Source organism: Micropepsis pineolensis (assembly GCF_055392125.1).
This window is the reverse complement of record NZ_AP042408.1, coordinates 1,627,347-1,642,570: the sequence shown is the minus strand read 5'-3', so window position 1 is coordinate 1,642,570 and position 15,224 is coordinate 1,627,347. Positions and strand designations below refer to the sequence as shown.

General features: G+C 57.9%; 12 protein-coding genes. 4 read left to right on the top strand and 8 right to left on the bottom strand.

Translation table 11 applies throughout. From position 1 onward, the window contains the following. Window positions 1-371: 371 nt before the first annotated feature. Both ACZ5RI_RS07280 and ACZ5RI_RS07275 read left to right on the top strand, forming a co-directional pair. On the top strand, window positions 372-1,283 hold the full coding sequence (locus ACZ5RI_RS07280; protein ID WP_464515444.1) for a hypothetical protein: 912 nt from the start codon (window positions 372-374) through the stop codon (window positions 1,281-1,283). Between the two features lie 131 nt (window positions 1,284-1,414). Further along, window positions 1,415-3,193 carry a tetratricopeptide repeat protein gene (locus ACZ5RI_RS07275; protein WP_464515443.1) on the top strand — a complete coding sequence of 593 codons (1,779 nt, stop codon included), beginning with the start codon at window positions 1,415-1,417 and terminating at the stop codon, window positions 3,191-3,193. On the opposite strand, the gene ACZ5RI_RS07270 is transcribed toward ACZ5RI_RS07275, so the two are convergent. The 8 genes from ACZ5RI_RS07270 to ACZ5RI_RS07235 all read right to left on the bottom strand — a co-directional run bounded on the left by ACZ5RI_RS07270 (window position 3,190) and on the right by ACZ5RI_RS07235 (window position 12,940). Beyond that, window positions 3,190-4,089: a metallophosphoesterase gene (locus ACZ5RI_RS07270; protein ID WP_464515442.1), complete on the bottom strand. Its 900-nt coding sequence runs from the start codon at window positions 4,087-4,089 to the stop codon at window positions 3,190-3,192. The two genes, ACZ5RI_RS07275 and ACZ5RI_RS07270, sit on opposite strands and share 4 nt — an antisense overlap. Continuing rightward, the gene (locus tag ACZ5RI_RS07265) at window positions 4,086-5,204 is read right to left on the bottom strand and encodes an ABC transporter permease (RefSeq protein WP_464515441.1); all 1,119 of its coding nucleotides are present in this window, start codon (window positions 5,202-5,204) and stop codon (window positions 4,086-4,088) included. The genes ACZ5RI_RS07270 and ACZ5RI_RS07265 overlap by 4 nt, the downstream gene beginning before the upstream one ends. After that, the gene (locus tag ACZ5RI_RS07260) at window positions 5,201-6,364 is read right to left on the bottom strand and encodes an ABC transporter permease (protein WP_464515440.1); all 1,164 of its coding nucleotides are present in this window, start codon (window positions 6,362-6,364) and stop codon (window positions 5,201-5,203) included. Before ACZ5RI_RS07260 ends, ACZ5RI_RS07265 begins: the two co-directional genes overlap by 4 nt. A gap of 10 nt (window positions 6,365-6,374) precedes the next feature. Next, window positions 6,375-7,238, bottom strand: coding sequence for an HlyD family secretion protein (locus ACZ5RI_RS07255; RefSeq protein ID WP_464515439.1), 864 nt, complete (start codon window positions 7,236-7,238; stop codon window positions 6,375-6,377). Beyond that, window positions 7,235-8,596, bottom strand: coding sequence for a TolC family protein (locus ACZ5RI_RS07250; RefSeq protein WP_464515564.1), 1,362 nt, complete (start codon window positions 8,594-8,596; stop codon window positions 7,235-7,237). Before ACZ5RI_RS07250 ends, ACZ5RI_RS07255 begins: the two co-directional genes overlap by 4 nt. A 209-nt stretch (window positions 8,597-8,805) precedes the next feature. Beyond that, window positions 8,806-9,216 carry a bacteriohemerythrin gene (locus ACZ5RI_RS07245; RefSeq protein ID WP_464515438.1) on the bottom strand — a complete coding sequence of 137 codons (411 nt, stop codon included), beginning with the start codon at window positions 9,214-9,216 and terminating at the stop codon, window positions 8,806-8,808. A gap of 27 nt (window positions 9,217-9,243) precedes the next feature. Next, window positions 9,244-11,295 carry a methyl-accepting chemotaxis protein gene (locus ACZ5RI_RS07240; protein ID WP_464515437.1) on the bottom strand — a complete coding sequence of 684 codons (2,052 nt, stop codon included), beginning with the start codon at window positions 11,293-11,295 and terminating at the stop codon, window positions 9,244-9,246. A gap of 229 nt (window positions 11,296-11,524) precedes the next feature. Beyond that, on the bottom strand, window positions 11,525-12,940 hold the full coding sequence (locus ACZ5RI_RS07235) for a DUF4403 family protein (protein WP_464515436.1): 1,416 nt from the start codon (window positions 12,938-12,940) through the stop codon (window positions 11,525-11,527). Window positions 12,941-13,217: 277 nt separating this feature from the next. Here ACZ5RI_RS07235 and ACZ5RI_RS07230 point away from each other — a divergent pair, with 277 nt between their 5' ends. Both ACZ5RI_RS07230 and ACZ5RI_RS07225 read left to right on the top strand, forming a co-directional pair. Next, window positions 13,218-14,087, top strand: a complete 870-nt coding sequence (locus ACZ5RI_RS07230; protein WP_464515435.1) for a zinc ABC transporter substrate-binding protein — start codon at window positions 13,218-13,220, stop codon at window positions 14,085-14,087. Window positions 14,088-14,246: 159 nt separating this feature from the next. Further along, window positions 14,247-15,224, top strand: a complete 978-nt coding sequence (locus ACZ5RI_RS07225) for a magnesium transporter CorA family protein (RefSeq protein ID WP_464515434.1) — start codon at window positions 14,247-14,249, stop codon at window positions 15,222-15,224.

Genomic DNA, 15,224 nt, shown 5'->3' with positions numbered 1-15,224 from the left:
CCTGAACAGACCGGTAATAATGCGTATACGTACTTTTTTACATGTTTATCACATAAATGCGAACCAGAAGCCCAAACGCCACACACTGGCAGCAATCACGGGTAATCCCATTCGTAAAAATTTCCGCAAAATCTGCGGACACATAAAATACAAAACACCACATTTATTGCGTCATTATTTGTAACATAGCGGCGCGTTATCCAGATGATTTTTGCTAACGTCTTGTTTCCCCAAACCAGCCACTTACATGATCCGTTGCGATGCAAATTGAAACAATTCGCATGGCGGGGGATTACAACCCGCTATTTCCGCCGGGGGGATACGTCTTCCTAAGCGGGGTAGTGGATTTTAGTCTTATGAGAGGAACTGAAATGTTAGCTGTTCGTGCATCCCTGCTTGCTGGTGCCTGCGCCTTGATTGCAGCACCGACACTTGCTGCTGAAAACACCGTTTCTGGTTATGGCGAAATCTTCGGCGGAATGGGGTATCAGACGGAAGCCAATCATTATGACGATACTGCGGGCCTCGGCACGCATAATCAGCATGATACATCGACGTTGGGTGGCTTGGGCCATATCAATATGAATCTGTTACCCGATCTTGGGGTACAGTTCGATGTTTCGGGCCAGAATATCGGTTATGGCAGCACCAACACATCAAGTGATGGCTTTGGCGCCCACCTCTACAGCCGCAATGCCAATAGCCTTTTTGGCGTTTTCGGCTCGGTTGGTAACGTCAAGGACAGCCGCTTTGTCACCGCCGGTCTGGACGGCAAATGGTTTCTGGATGGATTGGGCGCGCCCAATACTTCGCTTGATGCGCAAGTCAGCTATTCCAGTGTGTTTCAGGGCGATCTGCAATATACCCGGACCGCTTCCTGGAATGCCTATCTCGGTGCCAATTACTTCTTCACCGACAACCTTGCCTTCTCTGGCGGCATCGGGGCGGCACTGGAGCAGAACGACTATACGGCGGACGGCAGCTATCGCAACAATGTCAACCTTGTGAACTGGAATACCAAGGTCGAATACAAGCTGCATGATATGCCGCTGAGCGTCTTCGCCAGCTATCAGGGCAACTACATCAGCAACTTCAACAAACTGCGTGACAGCAGCAGCGACTATGATCAGAAGATGATCAGCCCGAATAATATGCTGATGGTCGGCCTGCGGGTCTATTTCGGCGAAAACTCGCTGCGGGATAATGACCGCAACGGTGCGTCGCTGGCTGATCATAATCCGTGGTACGGCACCCAGCCCACCTTGGCCTATACCAGCCTGTAACCCCTATAAGGCCCCTCCATGGTCCTTGGCAAAGCGCGTCGCCCTGATGGGGCGGCGCGTTTTCCTTGGCGCTGGACCGTCAGGGCACCCCATGCTACCCCAAGGACAGAACTCTTTATTGCAGCAACACCTTGCCAGACAGAACCAACATTGCGCCGCATGCCCTGAAAAAGATCGCCATTGGCCTGCACCAGTCGGGTCAGGCAGCGGCGGCGCTGTCGCTATATCGCCAGTTGCTGCCCGGCAACGTGAACGACAGCCATCTGCATTTTCTGGCCGGTACCGCGGCCCTGCAATGTGGCGATGCAGCAGGGGCGGAAACGCTGCTCGACACCGCACTGGCACTAAAGCCCGATCTGCCGCTGGCGCTTGCCAACCGCGCCACCGCCCGCATGAGCCTTGGCAAATATGCACTGGCCGAGGAAGATTTCACCCGCGCCCTGACGCTGAAACCCGATTTTGCCGATGCCTGTTTTAACCGGGGCAATTTGTATCTGGCCCAGAAGCGCCACACAGACGCCCTGACCGATTACGACAGGGCAATCACCCTGCGCCCGGACTATATAGACGCGCTCTATAACCGGGCCTGCCTGCAGTTATCGCTTGGCCAGCCCGACGCCGCGCTGGCGGGCTTTGACCGCGTGCTTGATCTCGCCCCACGCCATGTTGGTGCCCACAACAATCGTGGCAATGCCTTCCGGGCACTGCGACGCCCAGAAGATGCGCTTACAGCCTATCGTCAGGTCGCCGCCCTCGATCCCACCGGGCGCGAAGGCCATTACAACTGTGCTATTGCGCTGACCGAGCTGGCCCGCCCAGAAGAAGCCCTGATCGAGTGCGAACTGACCCTGAAGCGCTACCCCGATTATGCCGAGGCCCACTGCTGCCACGGCAACATCCTGCGCGAACTTGGTCGCTTGCCCGAGGCCATTGCCGCCTACACCCGGGCCGAGGCCCACAAACCCGGCTATGCCGATGCGCGCTGGGACCGTTCGATGGTCGAGCTGTTACTGGGCGATTATGCGGCGGGCTGGCCGCATTTTGAGGAACGCTGGCGATGCGCCCTGCCGCCGGCAGCCACACGCGGCTTTCACCAACCGCTGTGGCAGGGCGAGCCGATTGCCGGCAAGACCATCCTGCTGCATGCCGAGCAGGGCTTTGGCGATACCATCCAATTTTGCCGCTATGTGCCGATGGTGGCCGCAGCCGGTGCCCGGGTGCTGTTTGAGGCCCCTAAACCGTTGCTGCCACTGCTGGAGACACTGAAGGGCGATTTCACCCTACTGGCGCAGGGCAGCACGCAAACGCTGCCCGACTTTGATCTGCACTGCCCGCTGATGAGCCTGCCCGCCGCCTTTGCCACCCGGGTTAAGACCATTCCGAACCAGACGCCCTATCTGACTGCCGATCCGGCCCGGCAGGCACAGTGGAGCGCCAGACTTGGCCTGCGCACCCGGCCACGCATCGGGCTGGTGTGGTCCGGCCGCCCCGGTCTGGTGCCTGACCGTACCCGATCGATGGCGCTGGCCCGTTTAAGCCCCTTGCTCGCCGAGCCATACGAATTTCATGCTCTGCAAAAAGACCTCCGCCCGGACGACCGCACGCTGTTAAGTGCCCTGCCCCAGCTGCAGATTCATTGTGCGGATTTATATGATTATGCCGATACTGCCGCGCTGACCAGCGCATTGGATCTGGTGATTGCAGTCGATACGTCGGTGGCGCATCTGGCCGGCGCACTCAACAAACCAGTATGGCTGATGCTGCCGTTTGCGCCCGACTGGCGCTGGCTCACTGACCGGACCGACAGCCCATGGTACCCCAGCGCCCGACTTTTCCGTCAGGCCCGGCGCGGTGACTGGGAAGGCTTGGTCTGTGACCTGATCGCCGCGCTGAAAAAGACCCGCCCCTAGCGCAGCACCAGTTCGCGGCTGGTTTCGCGACCATAACCGTGCACCACGATCTTGCCAGGGGTAAAATCCAACACGGCAAAGGCGTTTTCGTCGGTATCCAACATACCTTTGAGATTGAGGTAGTGAATACCGGCCTTTTCGGCATAACCGCCCTTATGCTCGTGCCCATTCAGCCAAATTTTAACCGACGGGTGCGGTTCAATTGCCGCCACCATCGCCGCCGCATTCCACAACGGAATGTTTTCATCGCCTGGCGGATAAATCGGAAAATGGCACAGCAAAGCCACCGGCGTACCGGATGTGTCCGTCGCGGTCAGGATATTTTCGAGCCAGCGCGCTTGCTGCGGTCCGACAGCGCCGTTCCACAGCTTACCCGCCGGATAGGTGTTTTTCAGCAAGTCCTGCGCCGCATATTCTTCAGTACTGCCCGCAGGCCAGGCATAGGTCGACTGGTCATTGCCATCGAGCACAACGAAGTGCCAGCCCCCATAGGCAAAATCGTAATAGCGCGCTGGCATGCCGAGTTCCATGGGAACCAGTAGCTTCTTGTCGTCAGCCACACTGAAATCATGGTTGCCAAGCACGAAATGCCATGGGTGACGACTTTGATCCGCCACGGCTTTGATGGGGGCGAAATTCTCCCAGCCGCCATCGATAAAATCGCCCATATGAACGACAAAACCAAGGTCATGGCGGTTCAGCTCGCCCAGCGCAGCCTGCAACTTTGCTTTCGCGGCGCGATAGAAGTGCGGCGGCGCATCGGCCTTGTCGGCATATTGAACATCGGCAATGGCCCCGATGCGAAACATGGTCTTTTCCTTGCTGGCCAGAGCGGCGGGCCCCAGACTGATCATGGCGGCAGTCGCGGCCAGAAACGAACGCCGGTCAGGGATCATGCGATAACGTCCTTACGAACAGGTCGCCAGCACAAACGCCACCATGCCAACATGGCGAACAATGCCGCCAGTATGGCCAGATTGGTCAGCTCGGCCGCAGCCTCGGATAATGATGCATCCATTTGTACCAGTTTTACGACGATGTGAATACCACTGGTGGCGGGAAACGCCTTGGCCAGACCGATCAACCAAGGAGCGAGATGCGCCTGCGGCCAGGACAGACCGGTCAGGAAAAAAATCGGCAGCGAAGTCGCCAGCAGCAACTGCCCCGGCTGCTCGCGCCGGGTAAAGAAACTGCCCAGAAACATACCGGCCATCACCACGGCCAGCACGAACAAGGGGCCCGCCAGCATCAGCCCGGTCATGTTGCCGCCACGCGGGTAATCCTGCTGCCAGAACGCCATACCGCAGAAATAAAACAGACCGCCGCAGCCGATGGTGAAAAAGGCCAGCGCCCGGGCGAAAAACCACTTCACCGACATTCCGGCACCGAAGCGGGCGCGCCACGTCGCCATCATCAGACCGATGCCCAGCAGCAGAGTCTGATGCACCACCAGCACCATCACACCGGGCACGATCGCGCTGCCATAACCTTCCGAAGTATTATAGAGTGGATGGACCACCAGCTGCACCGGCACCCGTTCCGGCACGCCGATGGCGGGCAGCATCATATGCACGGCATCGACCGCGGCCTTATTGAGCGCCCCGGCCAGCGCTGACAGCGCTGCGCGGGTCCGTACCAGATAGGCCCCGTTGCCGAACAGCGCGGCATCACCAGCCTTGCCCTGCAGCACGTCCCGCTCGAAACCGGGCCCAATCCAAAGCAGCGCATCGACATCGCCGCGTTCGAGCAACCGCCGCCCTTCTTGCTGCGAGCCGACATGATCAACCACGGTCACGCCCTGCACCGCCGCTGCCGCCTGGACCAGCTTGCGGCTTAAAGTGCTGTTATCAAGGTCAACCACCGCCACAGGAACATGCAATGTGACCTGATGGCTGTAGGCCACCGGATAGAACAACGAATAAATCAGGATCGACAGGATCAGCATCAGGGCTCCGGAACGGTCGGTGGCAACGTCGCGCAAAGTAGAGAAATAGGCCGCAAAGAAGCTCATAATGTGCCCCGCCGATCTTCACGGGCCGCCCAGTCCAGCGCAAGCCATGCCCCAGCCCCGGTCACCACAACCATCAGCGCAAGGATCAATATCGGGCGTAGCACCGCCCCGTCCGGGGCCCCCATCTGCCACAGCGAGGCCGATATCTGGCTGTACCAGGTGTAAGGCTGCACCGCATTCCAGCTTTGCGAAAATAGTGGCGCACCCCGAATGGGAAACAGCGCCCCAGAAAACGCCAGCGCTGAGGAGGCATAAACCGCCGCCGCACCAAGCGCCATCGCCACATCACGCGAGACCGCCACAATGGCCGCCCCCAGGAACGCATAGGCCACTAGCATCAGACCATAGCCCACAACCAGTAACGCCCACGAGCCACGGATCGGATAGCCGCGCCAGCCACTGAGCCAGATCAGGCAGATCATGGCATAGAGAAAATATAACAGCAGATAGGGCAACAATTTTCCGATCAGGGCGGGCAGCACGTCACATCGGCTTTTAATCCACTGACCAAATCTACGCGTGGAAAATTCACGCCCCACCGCAGACATGGCCGCACCCGACAGCAAGATGATGATAATGGCCGGATGCAGCAGACTGACGATCATTAGTTCATAACTGGTACCGGAGTTAAACAGAGTGGTCAGTTGTACCGCCACTGGCGCAGCGCGCACATGGGGCAGATCACGCCGGGCGATCTCGTCTGCCATCAGCTGAACACCCAGCGCGGTGACGACATTGCCCGCATCGCGCGACAGCGTCGCCGCAGCGGTATAATAGGGCGATGCGGTATAAAGCACGAAATGCGCCCCAACACCGCTACGCACATCACGGCTGGCGTGGGGCGGGATATAGAACACGCCATAGGCTTTGCCGGTACGGATCAGCGGCCATGCCGCCGCCAGATCGGTTTTGGTGGCAATTACCGCAGCGCCCGGCGCTGCATCCAGCATACGGATGGCATTGCGGCTTAAATCGGTGTGATCGCTATCGACCGCCACCACGGGCAGATCACGCGGCGTGCCGCTGATAAATAACAGCGCCATCAAGACAATAAGCAACCCCGGCAACACGCTGTTGAGTGCGAGATCCCATGGACTGTGCCAAAGGAAGTTCAGTTCCCGGTTCAGTGCCGGTAAGAAGGCGCGCCCCAAGCCGGTCATCACAGGTCCCTTACAAATGATGCACCAGCACACTCATTCCGGGGCGTAAACCGGCGATGGGGGCCACCGGGCGGGCACGGACCTCGAAACTGCGTACATCATAGCCCGAGGATTGGCGCACCGAACGCCAGGTGGCAAAATCTCCTTCCGCGGCGATATAGGTAACCCGAAAGCGCCCCGTCAGTCCCAATGCCGGAATTTCCCCGTCGATAATCTGCCCCATTTTTAGGCCATGAAACTGGTCTTCACGCAGATTAAGCTGGACCCAGACATTGCCCGGCGCCATCAGCGTGAACATCGGATAGCCCGCGGGGGCCAGTTCGCCTTCATTGGCCTCGCGGGTCGAAATCTCACCATCAATGGGTGCCAGAACCTCCAGCGCCCCGCCACTTACGGCAATCCGCGCGCCATCGGCCAGTGTGGTCGGGGTGGTGCGGGCGGCTTTGACCGCATCAGCGGCGGCACGGGCATTAGCCTCGGCCTCGTCACGCTTTTGCGCCGGAACAACCCCGGCCTTATACAAGGTCGAGACACGGGCCCACGTGCTTTGGGCCAGATCATCGGCAGATTGCGCCCGGCGCAACTGCGCCAGTGCCGCATCGATTTCCGGGCTGGTGATGGTGGCCAGTACCTGGCCCTTTGTCACCCGATCACCTTCATGGGCATAAAGATGCATGATGCGCCCGGTGGTTTTGAGCGAGACGCGGACATCATCCGTCTGCACCACCCCCTGCACCAGAAACGGCGCAGGCTTTTGCGCCAGATACAGACCAAGGGCGACAATACCCAGAATAACCAGCAGAATTAGTGTTGAAATCAACATGCCGATTTTCGAAGGCTGGGGTGGTTCGATGACTGGTTCAATTGCGCTCATTGGACAACCCGATCAGCTTTGGCAACATAAGTGCCATAGGATTCCGCCTCGCCACAGGCCGCAAGCAAGCGCGCCAGGGCTTCGTCATATTGATAGGCCGTCTGAGCCCGGTCGATCTCGGCCCGGCTCAAAGCCAGACGCGCATCGACAACGTCAATTGACGTGGCATAGCCGGAGTGAAACGACGCGCTCTGCACCCGCACATTTTCCTGTGCCGAAACGATATTGCTTTCGGTCAGACGAAAGCGTTCCTGAGCCGCCGACAAATCGTTATAGGCCCGTGACACCATCGTTTCGAGATCATTGCGGGTCTGGCGGATCTGGGCCTGCACCTGGGTCTGGCGCTGCACCGCGGCTTCTTCGGCCTCGGACCGGTTGATGCCGGAAAATAACTCATAGCGCACCCCAAGACCAAAGGCCCAGTCCGGCATAGTCAGATTCCAATTACGCCCGGCGACATTATATTCGCCGAAGACATAGACCTGTGGCAGACGTTCCGATCCCTCGATCCGCACGGCCTGCCCCGCAGCATCATCAATGGCCGCCAGCCGGGCGAGCTGCGCATGTTTTTCGAGAGCTGTATCAATGAACTGCCGCACCGGGGGCAAGGGCTGCGTACCGACAAACAAAGGCGATGCCACCTGCGGTGTGGCATTAACGTGCAAAAGATTGGTAAGCGCCACAGCGGCTGAATGCATATCCGCCTCGGCCTGGACCAGGTTTCGTTCGGTCTCATCATACGCCACCTTGGCCTGCAAGGTCTGGGCATGGGCGGTAACACCGGCCTTTTCCGACTGTTGGGCGTTTTGCAGATGCAGCTTCAGGCCATTGCGCGCTTCAATGCGCACATCCCGCACCCGCACCGAAAGCTGATAGAGAAAATAGATCTGCGCCAGCTGAGTGCGCAGGGTTTGCTCGGTCAGGGTCAGTTCTGCTCCGGCCTGACGTACCCCGGCTTTTGCAGCCTGTTGTGTGGCACCAATTTTACCACCGGTATAGAGCGGCAAGGACGCCGTGATGTTGGACTGGATCCCACTGTTGTGCTTGCCAATCACTTTGCTGGCCGGAATTTCCGAGGCCAGTGCCGCACCATAGGTCGAACTCAGCAAAGGCAGAATGCTGGCCGCACTATCCTGCAATCCCGACAGATCTAGCTTGACGGTCTTTTCGGAATCGAGCGCCTTGGCTTCGATTCCGACACGGGGATAGTCAAGATAGTCGAGCGAATTGGCGCGATGGCTTTGGCTGTCCACCCCGGCACGGGCCGCCACCAGCGCATCGGAGCGGGCCAGCACCATCTGGGTGGCAGCCTCAAAGCTAAGGGATTGCGCTGCGGCACTTGCCGTTACGGAAACCACGAGCGCCAAAGATGCCAGCCCGAACGCGGCGCGATTTCGAAAAGGCTCCGTCGAAAGGACCTGAAACTTCACACCCCGACACCGGGGTAAAAAACAACAAGGCGGAAATGCCATCTGCCGTCCTATGCCACGTGTCCCCGATGTGTATGAATACCGGGAGTAGGCATTTTGTCAAACCGGCACAGAAAAAACACGTCGCTACGAAAGGATCAGTGCATGCCTTTTTCTTTAAGGTAGATGCCCAGCCTGACATCGTCAGCCTTGATGTGGTCCATCACCCAGGCGCGCAGGAAACGCATATTTTCAAGAGATTGCTCGGGGTCGCTGCGATCCGCAACCACCTCGCGATACGATTCGATCATGCGCAGCAATTCAACATGATGGCGGTGATGGGCATCGGCTTCGGGGTAGCCCGTATTAGCCCACATCACCTCTTCATGACGGAAATGGGTGTCAGCAATATCGATCAGACTTTGGATCAGCCCCGTGAAACACGAATCCGACATACCCGGAATCATATTGTGATACAACGTGTTAACAACAGTTACGAGCTGCTTGTGTTCGGCATCCAGTTCGGTGATCCCGATTTCATATTCGGCACGCCAGGGCAAAAATTCCATTGTGCCCTCCCCCTATTGATGATGGCCTCAGGCGGCTTCGCGGCCAGATGCAGAATGAGGTAATAACCGCCGACTTGTCTCAAAATGCGCAACCAAGGTTGCCAGCTCGTGGGCAAAGCCGGCCATAGCATCAGCGGCGGCATGGCTTTGCTCGGCCATGGCAGCGTTCTGCTGTGTCGACTGATCCATCTGACTGACCGCCGTATCGATTTCACGCAAAGCGTGGGCCTGTTCCTGCTGAGAGTCTGCAATCTTAATCACAAGATCCGAGATACTAGCGATATCGGCGACAATCGTCACCAGTGCCGCGCCACTTTCCTCGACCAGTTTGACACCACCGGTAACTTCTTCATCACTGGTCTTGATCAGACTTTTAATCTGACGGGCAGCTTCCGCCGAACGACCAGCCAGGGCACGCACTTCCTGTGCCACCACCGCAAAGCCACGCCCGGCTTCACCGGCGCGGGCAGCTTCAACACCGGCATTCAGTGCCAGCAGATTGGTCTGGAACGCGATCTCGTCAATCACGCCAATAATGCTGGATATTTCATTAGACGATTTGGCGATCCGGCGCATGGCCTCGACCGCCCGCACCGCCACCGTATTGCCGCGTTCGGCATTGCTGCGGGCATCCTGTGCCTTGTCACTGGCAGCATGGGCGTTTTCCGCCGACTTACCGACATTGGATGTGATTTCGTTGACTGCGGCCGCGGTCTCTTCCAGACTTGCCGCCTGCCGCTCGGTCCGCCCGGCCATCTCCTGCGCGGCGCGGCTGATATCGGCCGCACTGTTGGCGATGTCGGTGGCCTGTGTATCAATGTCGATCATCGCTTCTTCAAGCTGCGAGATCGCGTTGTTAAAATCATCCTGCAGGATGTGATATTCCTCGGGCATATCGTGTTTGAGCCGATAGGCCAGATGGCGGCGGGCCAGCGCAGCCAGCCCCTCGCCAAAGGACGCCACCACTAGATCGACCGAGCGCTGGCGGGCCTTTTCCTCGGCTTCCATCTTTGACTTTTCCGCCGCAATGCGATCGGCTTCGCGCTGATGCGAGGCTTCTTCACGTTCCTGCTGATTGCGTTCAAATTTGGCAATCGCGGCGTTGAAATTATCCTTGAGCTCCAGATACGCATCCGGCACATCTTCACCCAGCCGGAAGGCCAGATCATCATCCGCCAGCGCCCTGATGCCTTCACCGAAGGTCCGCACCACCAGCAGTTCACTCTGACGGCGCGCATCTGCTTCGGCCAGCTTCTGCTCTTCCGCGGCAGCGATCTTAGCCAGTTCTGCGGCCTTACGCGCCGTTTCCTGATGAATCATGTTGCGATTGAAGGCCAGAATAACCTGGGCGAGACGACCAAATTCATCCTTGCGCTCGGTATAGGGCACATCTTCAGAGTAGCGCCCATTCTGGGCATCAGCCATTTTTTCGCCCAACGGGCCGAAGGGTATGAATAACCGATGGAACAGCAAGGCACCAACACTGCCGCACAACAGCGCCAGGATCAGGCCCGCAATTGCAACGCGGATCGCCGCATCGGTGAAGGTCTGGTTAAAGACCCTTTTTTCAAAGGCCACGGCAAAGACACCGATGACCTTGCCGCCCGGATCCATCAGCGGCTTATAGACTGTGATAAATGGCCGGCCAATCACCATCGCCTCGCCAATATAAGTCTTCTTTTGGGTGATTGTGACCTGGGCAACTTTGGGATCGATTTTGGTGCCAATGGCCCGTGTGCCGTCTTTTTTGCGCACAGAAGTCGATATGCGAATGCCATCCTGAAACAGCGTGGAAACCCCACCAAAGACTGACGCGATCTCATCAACGGCAGAATAGTCGCCGTTCAGCTTGCGCTCGCCTGCATAGAGCGCCCCGTCACGAATGATGTAGGGGGCCTGATCGGGATTAAGGATGATTTCGGCGGCACGGATATTTTGTTGGAGACGGTCGGTGCCCAGAACGCCGCTGAAGTAATTCAGGATATAAATACTACTGATGGCAATGGACAAAATAATCATCGCCAAAACAGCAATGATGGCCTTGGTCGATATGGAACGCAGACGGGTGAAGATATTCATCGGCTATTCCTGTCGCAGGTGTCTGGGCGCACAGCATACGACGCCCGGAACACTCCGTATGCGGATTCCACCCTACGCTAGAAGCATGGGGGTAAAACGCCCGTAAACAGACGCGGTAACCGCACCAGTAGCTTAAAACAAGCTTACCAAAAGGTTACCGCGTTTGCGACATTTTAGGAAATTAGCCAGCAGGCTTGAGGGGGCCGGCAGTTTCCGTCCCCCCAAACGATTAAGGGCGCAATTCTGCCTTCAGGCTGCCGTTGGCCGACATGGTGGCGATAAAGCCATCTTTGGTCCAGCCTAAGGACGGGGCCCCAAAGCTGTCTACCGCACCGGCAATCTGCAATGCCGAACCCTGCGGCTTGGCCATGGCGGCCCGGATCTGCTGCTGCACCTTGGCTATGTCCTTGGACAGATCAAAGGCGAAGCCCTTCTCCAGTTCATGTCCCAATGCGGGACCAGCCAGCGAATGCATCACCCGCAGCATGAAATCCTCGGTCAGCAGATCATAGCGCAGATTGGTGATGCGGATCTTGTTGCTGGCGGGATCAAATGTCGGTACCCCACGCAAATAGCCCGTACCACACCCCTTCAGGATATCGGCAGCATCCCAGTTATGCTCGATGCAGAAGGCGGCCTTGACCACGACATCCTGCCCCGAGGGCATAATCTGCAATTTGGTGATCTTGAGGCTGTGGCTGCCGACCCGTAACGGGCTTTTCGACACCGCGTCAAAGGCAATCTGAGTGGCCTTGTCATAGGGTAGCACCACCGGCACGGCGACACTGAAATGGTTAGCCCCACCTTTGAACATCGTCGGGCCCGGTAAAGGCTTACGCGCCACAGCCGGCGCCGTTTCCGATGCAGACAGCTCGGCCCGTACATCCAGCCCCAGCGTCAGCTGCAAGGCATTGTTGGCGGTGGTCGGTGTACCGATATGGATATGTTCCGGCTGCAACACCATCCAGGCCACCGGGTTATCACTGACCTTGATCGGATCAAAAGCGGTATTCCATAGCTTGGCCACCAGCGGACCTTCGTGCAGACCGTCGGCGATCTTGCGGTCGATCAGGCGGAACAGCGGCTTGGACAACAGATCAGAATTGTCGTTCCAGATCGCCGCCATATTGGTGTTGAGCGGGCCGACATGAACCTGACTGTTCTGCAGCACCATCTTGCCGGTGACATTGGGCACGACCTGCCAGTTGGGTGCCAGTGTCGGCGCCGCGATCAGATCGGCATGGCCACCGACATGGGCATCGCTTTTGATCACCGACAACAGACCCGGCAACGCGAACGACGCATTCACGTTGAACGGCACGCCGATATGCAGGGCGTTATCCTTGGCTTCGACGGTAATCGGCCCGGTGCGCGAGGCATCCAACGTCATCTTGCAATTACCGATGGCACATTTGATCGGCTGATCGTGAATATCAGCCACTTTGCCGGTGGTCTTGTCATTGACCAGGCGGGCAATTTCACCAGCCGGAATCGCCAGCGACACCGACAAGCTCGACACCGGTACCGTCGCGGGCGGCGGCGGCGGTGTCATCTGCGGCACAGGGGCCTCGAAATCACCGGAAGAACCACACCCCGCCAGCAAGACTGCCCCCGACAAGGTCAAACCGCACAGCACCCGTTTCATTGGCTTCAAAATCCTGTTTATTTTCGTCCGGGCAACCTAATCACCCGGCCAGTCTGCCGCAACTCGGTCATGAGGCGCGCCATGCCTGCTCAATAAATAGATAAGCTTTGGAAACTATGGGGCCTTTTACCATCGCAATAGCGATGCAGACACGACATGTCCGCAAGATTACGATTACGTCAGGTTTGATCGAAACCGGTCAATCTGCCAAACTACAAACATGATGAGAAAGCCCCTTCAGAAAATACACGCGTTTTTTGGTACTATCGTTTTGCTCGTGGCAACCTTGTGCACCACCGCCAACCCCGCCATGGCAACACCGGCGGTGCTGGCGACGATCAAACCGATCCATTCGCTGGTGGCCGGGGTCATGCAGGGGACCGGAACACCGGATCTGCTCATCAGCGGGGCTGCCTCGGTGCACTCCTATTCCTTCAAGCCATCGGATGCGCGCAAGATTGCCGGGGCTTCGGTGATCTTTGAGGTCAGCCCCGATCTGGAAACCTATCTCAACGCCCCTTTGCGCAATCTTTCCCATGCCAGGGTAGTGGCGCTGGCCAGCGTGCCCGGCGTGTTGCGCCTGCCCGCCCGTGAAGGCGGCTTGTGGCAGAAGGATGCCGACCACAGCGCCCCCTTTGACCCGCATCTGTGGCTTGATCCGCAAAATGCCATTGCGATGACACGCGCCATTGCCACCGCACTGTCGGCAACCGACCCGGCGCACGCGCAGCTCTATAGCCAGAACGCTGCCCGCCAGATTGCCGCGCTGACGGCGCTCGACGGCGAATTGCGCGCCAAAGTCGCCCCGATACGTGCCCGCCATTATCTGGTGTTTCACGACGCCTATCAGTATTTCGAACGGCGCTATGGCCTGTCTGCCGCAGGTTCGGTAACGGTGTCACCAGACCGCCCGGTCGGCCCGCAACGACTGGTGGCGCTGCGCCAGACCATTGCCGCTGGCAATGCCACCTGCCTGTTTCGCGAACCACAATTCCCGCCAAAGCTGATTGACACATTGACCGAAGGCCATGGCATCCGCGTTGGCGTTCTGGATCCGCTGGGGGCGGACATTGCCCCTGGACCGGGTCTCTACCCCATATTAATGAGGCAATTGGCTCAATCCTTGAGCACGTGCTTAAAACTATAAGGCCACCATCATGGACGTACCGCTAATAGCGACAATAAATCGTATACTGTAGACGGTAGACGATTGAACTCCACTCCAACAAATAGTATCTCTTAACGGCCCAACGAGGCATTCCGGCGTGTTCGCCACAGTGGGGTCCGTAAATCCGGTAAGTGTGCGATGATCACGACCTATCTGCCCAGTCATGGTGGCCTGCAAACCATCCCAGCGGAAGATGTCCTGCCCCGGTTTGGCGAGGCGTTGTGGATCGACATGTTCGATCCCTCGCCCGCAGAACGGCTGCAGGTCAACACAGCCCTCGGCATGGAACTGCCAACCCGCGAAGACATGGAAGAGATCGAGGCATCAAGCCGTCTTTATATAGAAGACAGCGGCCTGTTCATGACCGCGCTGGTACTGGCCAATTCCGGCACGGAAAAGCCGGTGGCGGGTGTGGTCACCTTTGTGCTGGTCAAGGGCAAGCTCATCACCCTGCGTTATACCGATCCGCAACCATTTCGCACCTTTATCGCCCGCAGTCGGCGCAACATTCTGGGTGGCGAAAAGGCGGGCTATGTTCTGGCCGCCCTGCTCGATACCATCATCGACCGGCTGGCTGATATTCTTGAACGGGTCAGCAGCGAAATCGAAATCATCTCGCAGCGCATCTTCGATCCCGATGGCGATGAACGGCCCATCACCTCGGCGGACTTCCAGCGTGTGCTGCGCTCGCTCGGCCGCCGCCAGGATTTGAGCGGCAAGATCCGTGACAGCCTGTTGTCGATTGGCCGCATGCTGGCCTTTTTGCAATCGGGCCTCGACCGCAAAGAAAACAAAGACGTGCTGGTCCATGTCAAAACTATGATGCGCGACGTGCAATCACTGCAGGACCATTCGTCTTATCTCGCCACCAAGCTAAGTTATTTGCAGGACGCCACACTGGGGCTGATCAACATCGACCAAAACAACATCATCAAGATCATGTCGGTGGCCGCAATGGTGTTCATGCCACCGACCCTGTTTGCCTCGATCTGGGGCATGAATTTTCATCACATGCCAGAACTCGATCAGTGGTGGGCGTATCCCATTTCACTACTGATCATGATGATCTCGGCGATCACGCCGTATCTCTGGTTCAAGCGTAGAGGCTGGTTGTAA

What these genes read in the sequence shown, in the direction of transcription:
- ACZ5RI_RS07240 (WP_464515437.1), bottom strand. Translation starts at nt 11,295, where the DNA reads ATGAATATCTTCACCCGTCTGCGTTCCATATCGACCAAGGCCATCATT.
- ACZ5RI_RS07225 (WP_464515434.1), top strand. Translation starts at nt 14,247, where the DNA reads ATGATCACGACCTATCTGCCCAGTCATGGTGGCCTGCAAACCATCCCA.
- ACZ5RI_RS07245 (WP_464515438.1), bottom strand. Translation starts at nt 9,216, where the DNA reads ATGGAATTTTTGCCCTGGCGTGCCGAATATGAAATCGGGATCACCGAA.
- ACZ5RI_RS07235 (WP_464515436.1), bottom strand. Translation starts at nt 12,940, where the DNA reads ATGAAACGGGTGCTGTGCGGTTTGACCTTGTCGGGGGCAGTCTTGCTG.
- ACZ5RI_RS07280 (WP_464515444.1), top strand. Translation starts at nt 372, where the DNA reads ATGTTAGCTGTTCGTGCATCCCTGCTTGCTGGTGCCTGCGCCTTGATT.
- ACZ5RI_RS07270 (WP_464515442.1), bottom strand. Translation starts at nt 4,089, where the DNA reads ATGATCCCTGACCGGCGTTCGTTTCTGGCCGCGACTGCCGCCATGATC.
- ACZ5RI_RS07260 (WP_464515440.1), bottom strand. Translation starts at nt 6,364, where the DNA reads ATGACCGGCTTGGGGCGCGCCTTCTTACCGGCACTGAACCGGGAACTG.
- ACZ5RI_RS07265 (WP_464515441.1), bottom strand. Translation starts at nt 5,204, where the DNA reads ATGAGCTTCTTTGCGGCCTATTTCTCTACTTTGCGCGACGTTGCCACC.
- ACZ5RI_RS07255 (WP_464515439.1), bottom strand. Translation starts at nt 7,238, where the DNA reads ATGAGCGCAATTGAACCAGTCATCGAACCACCCCAGCCTTCGAAAATC.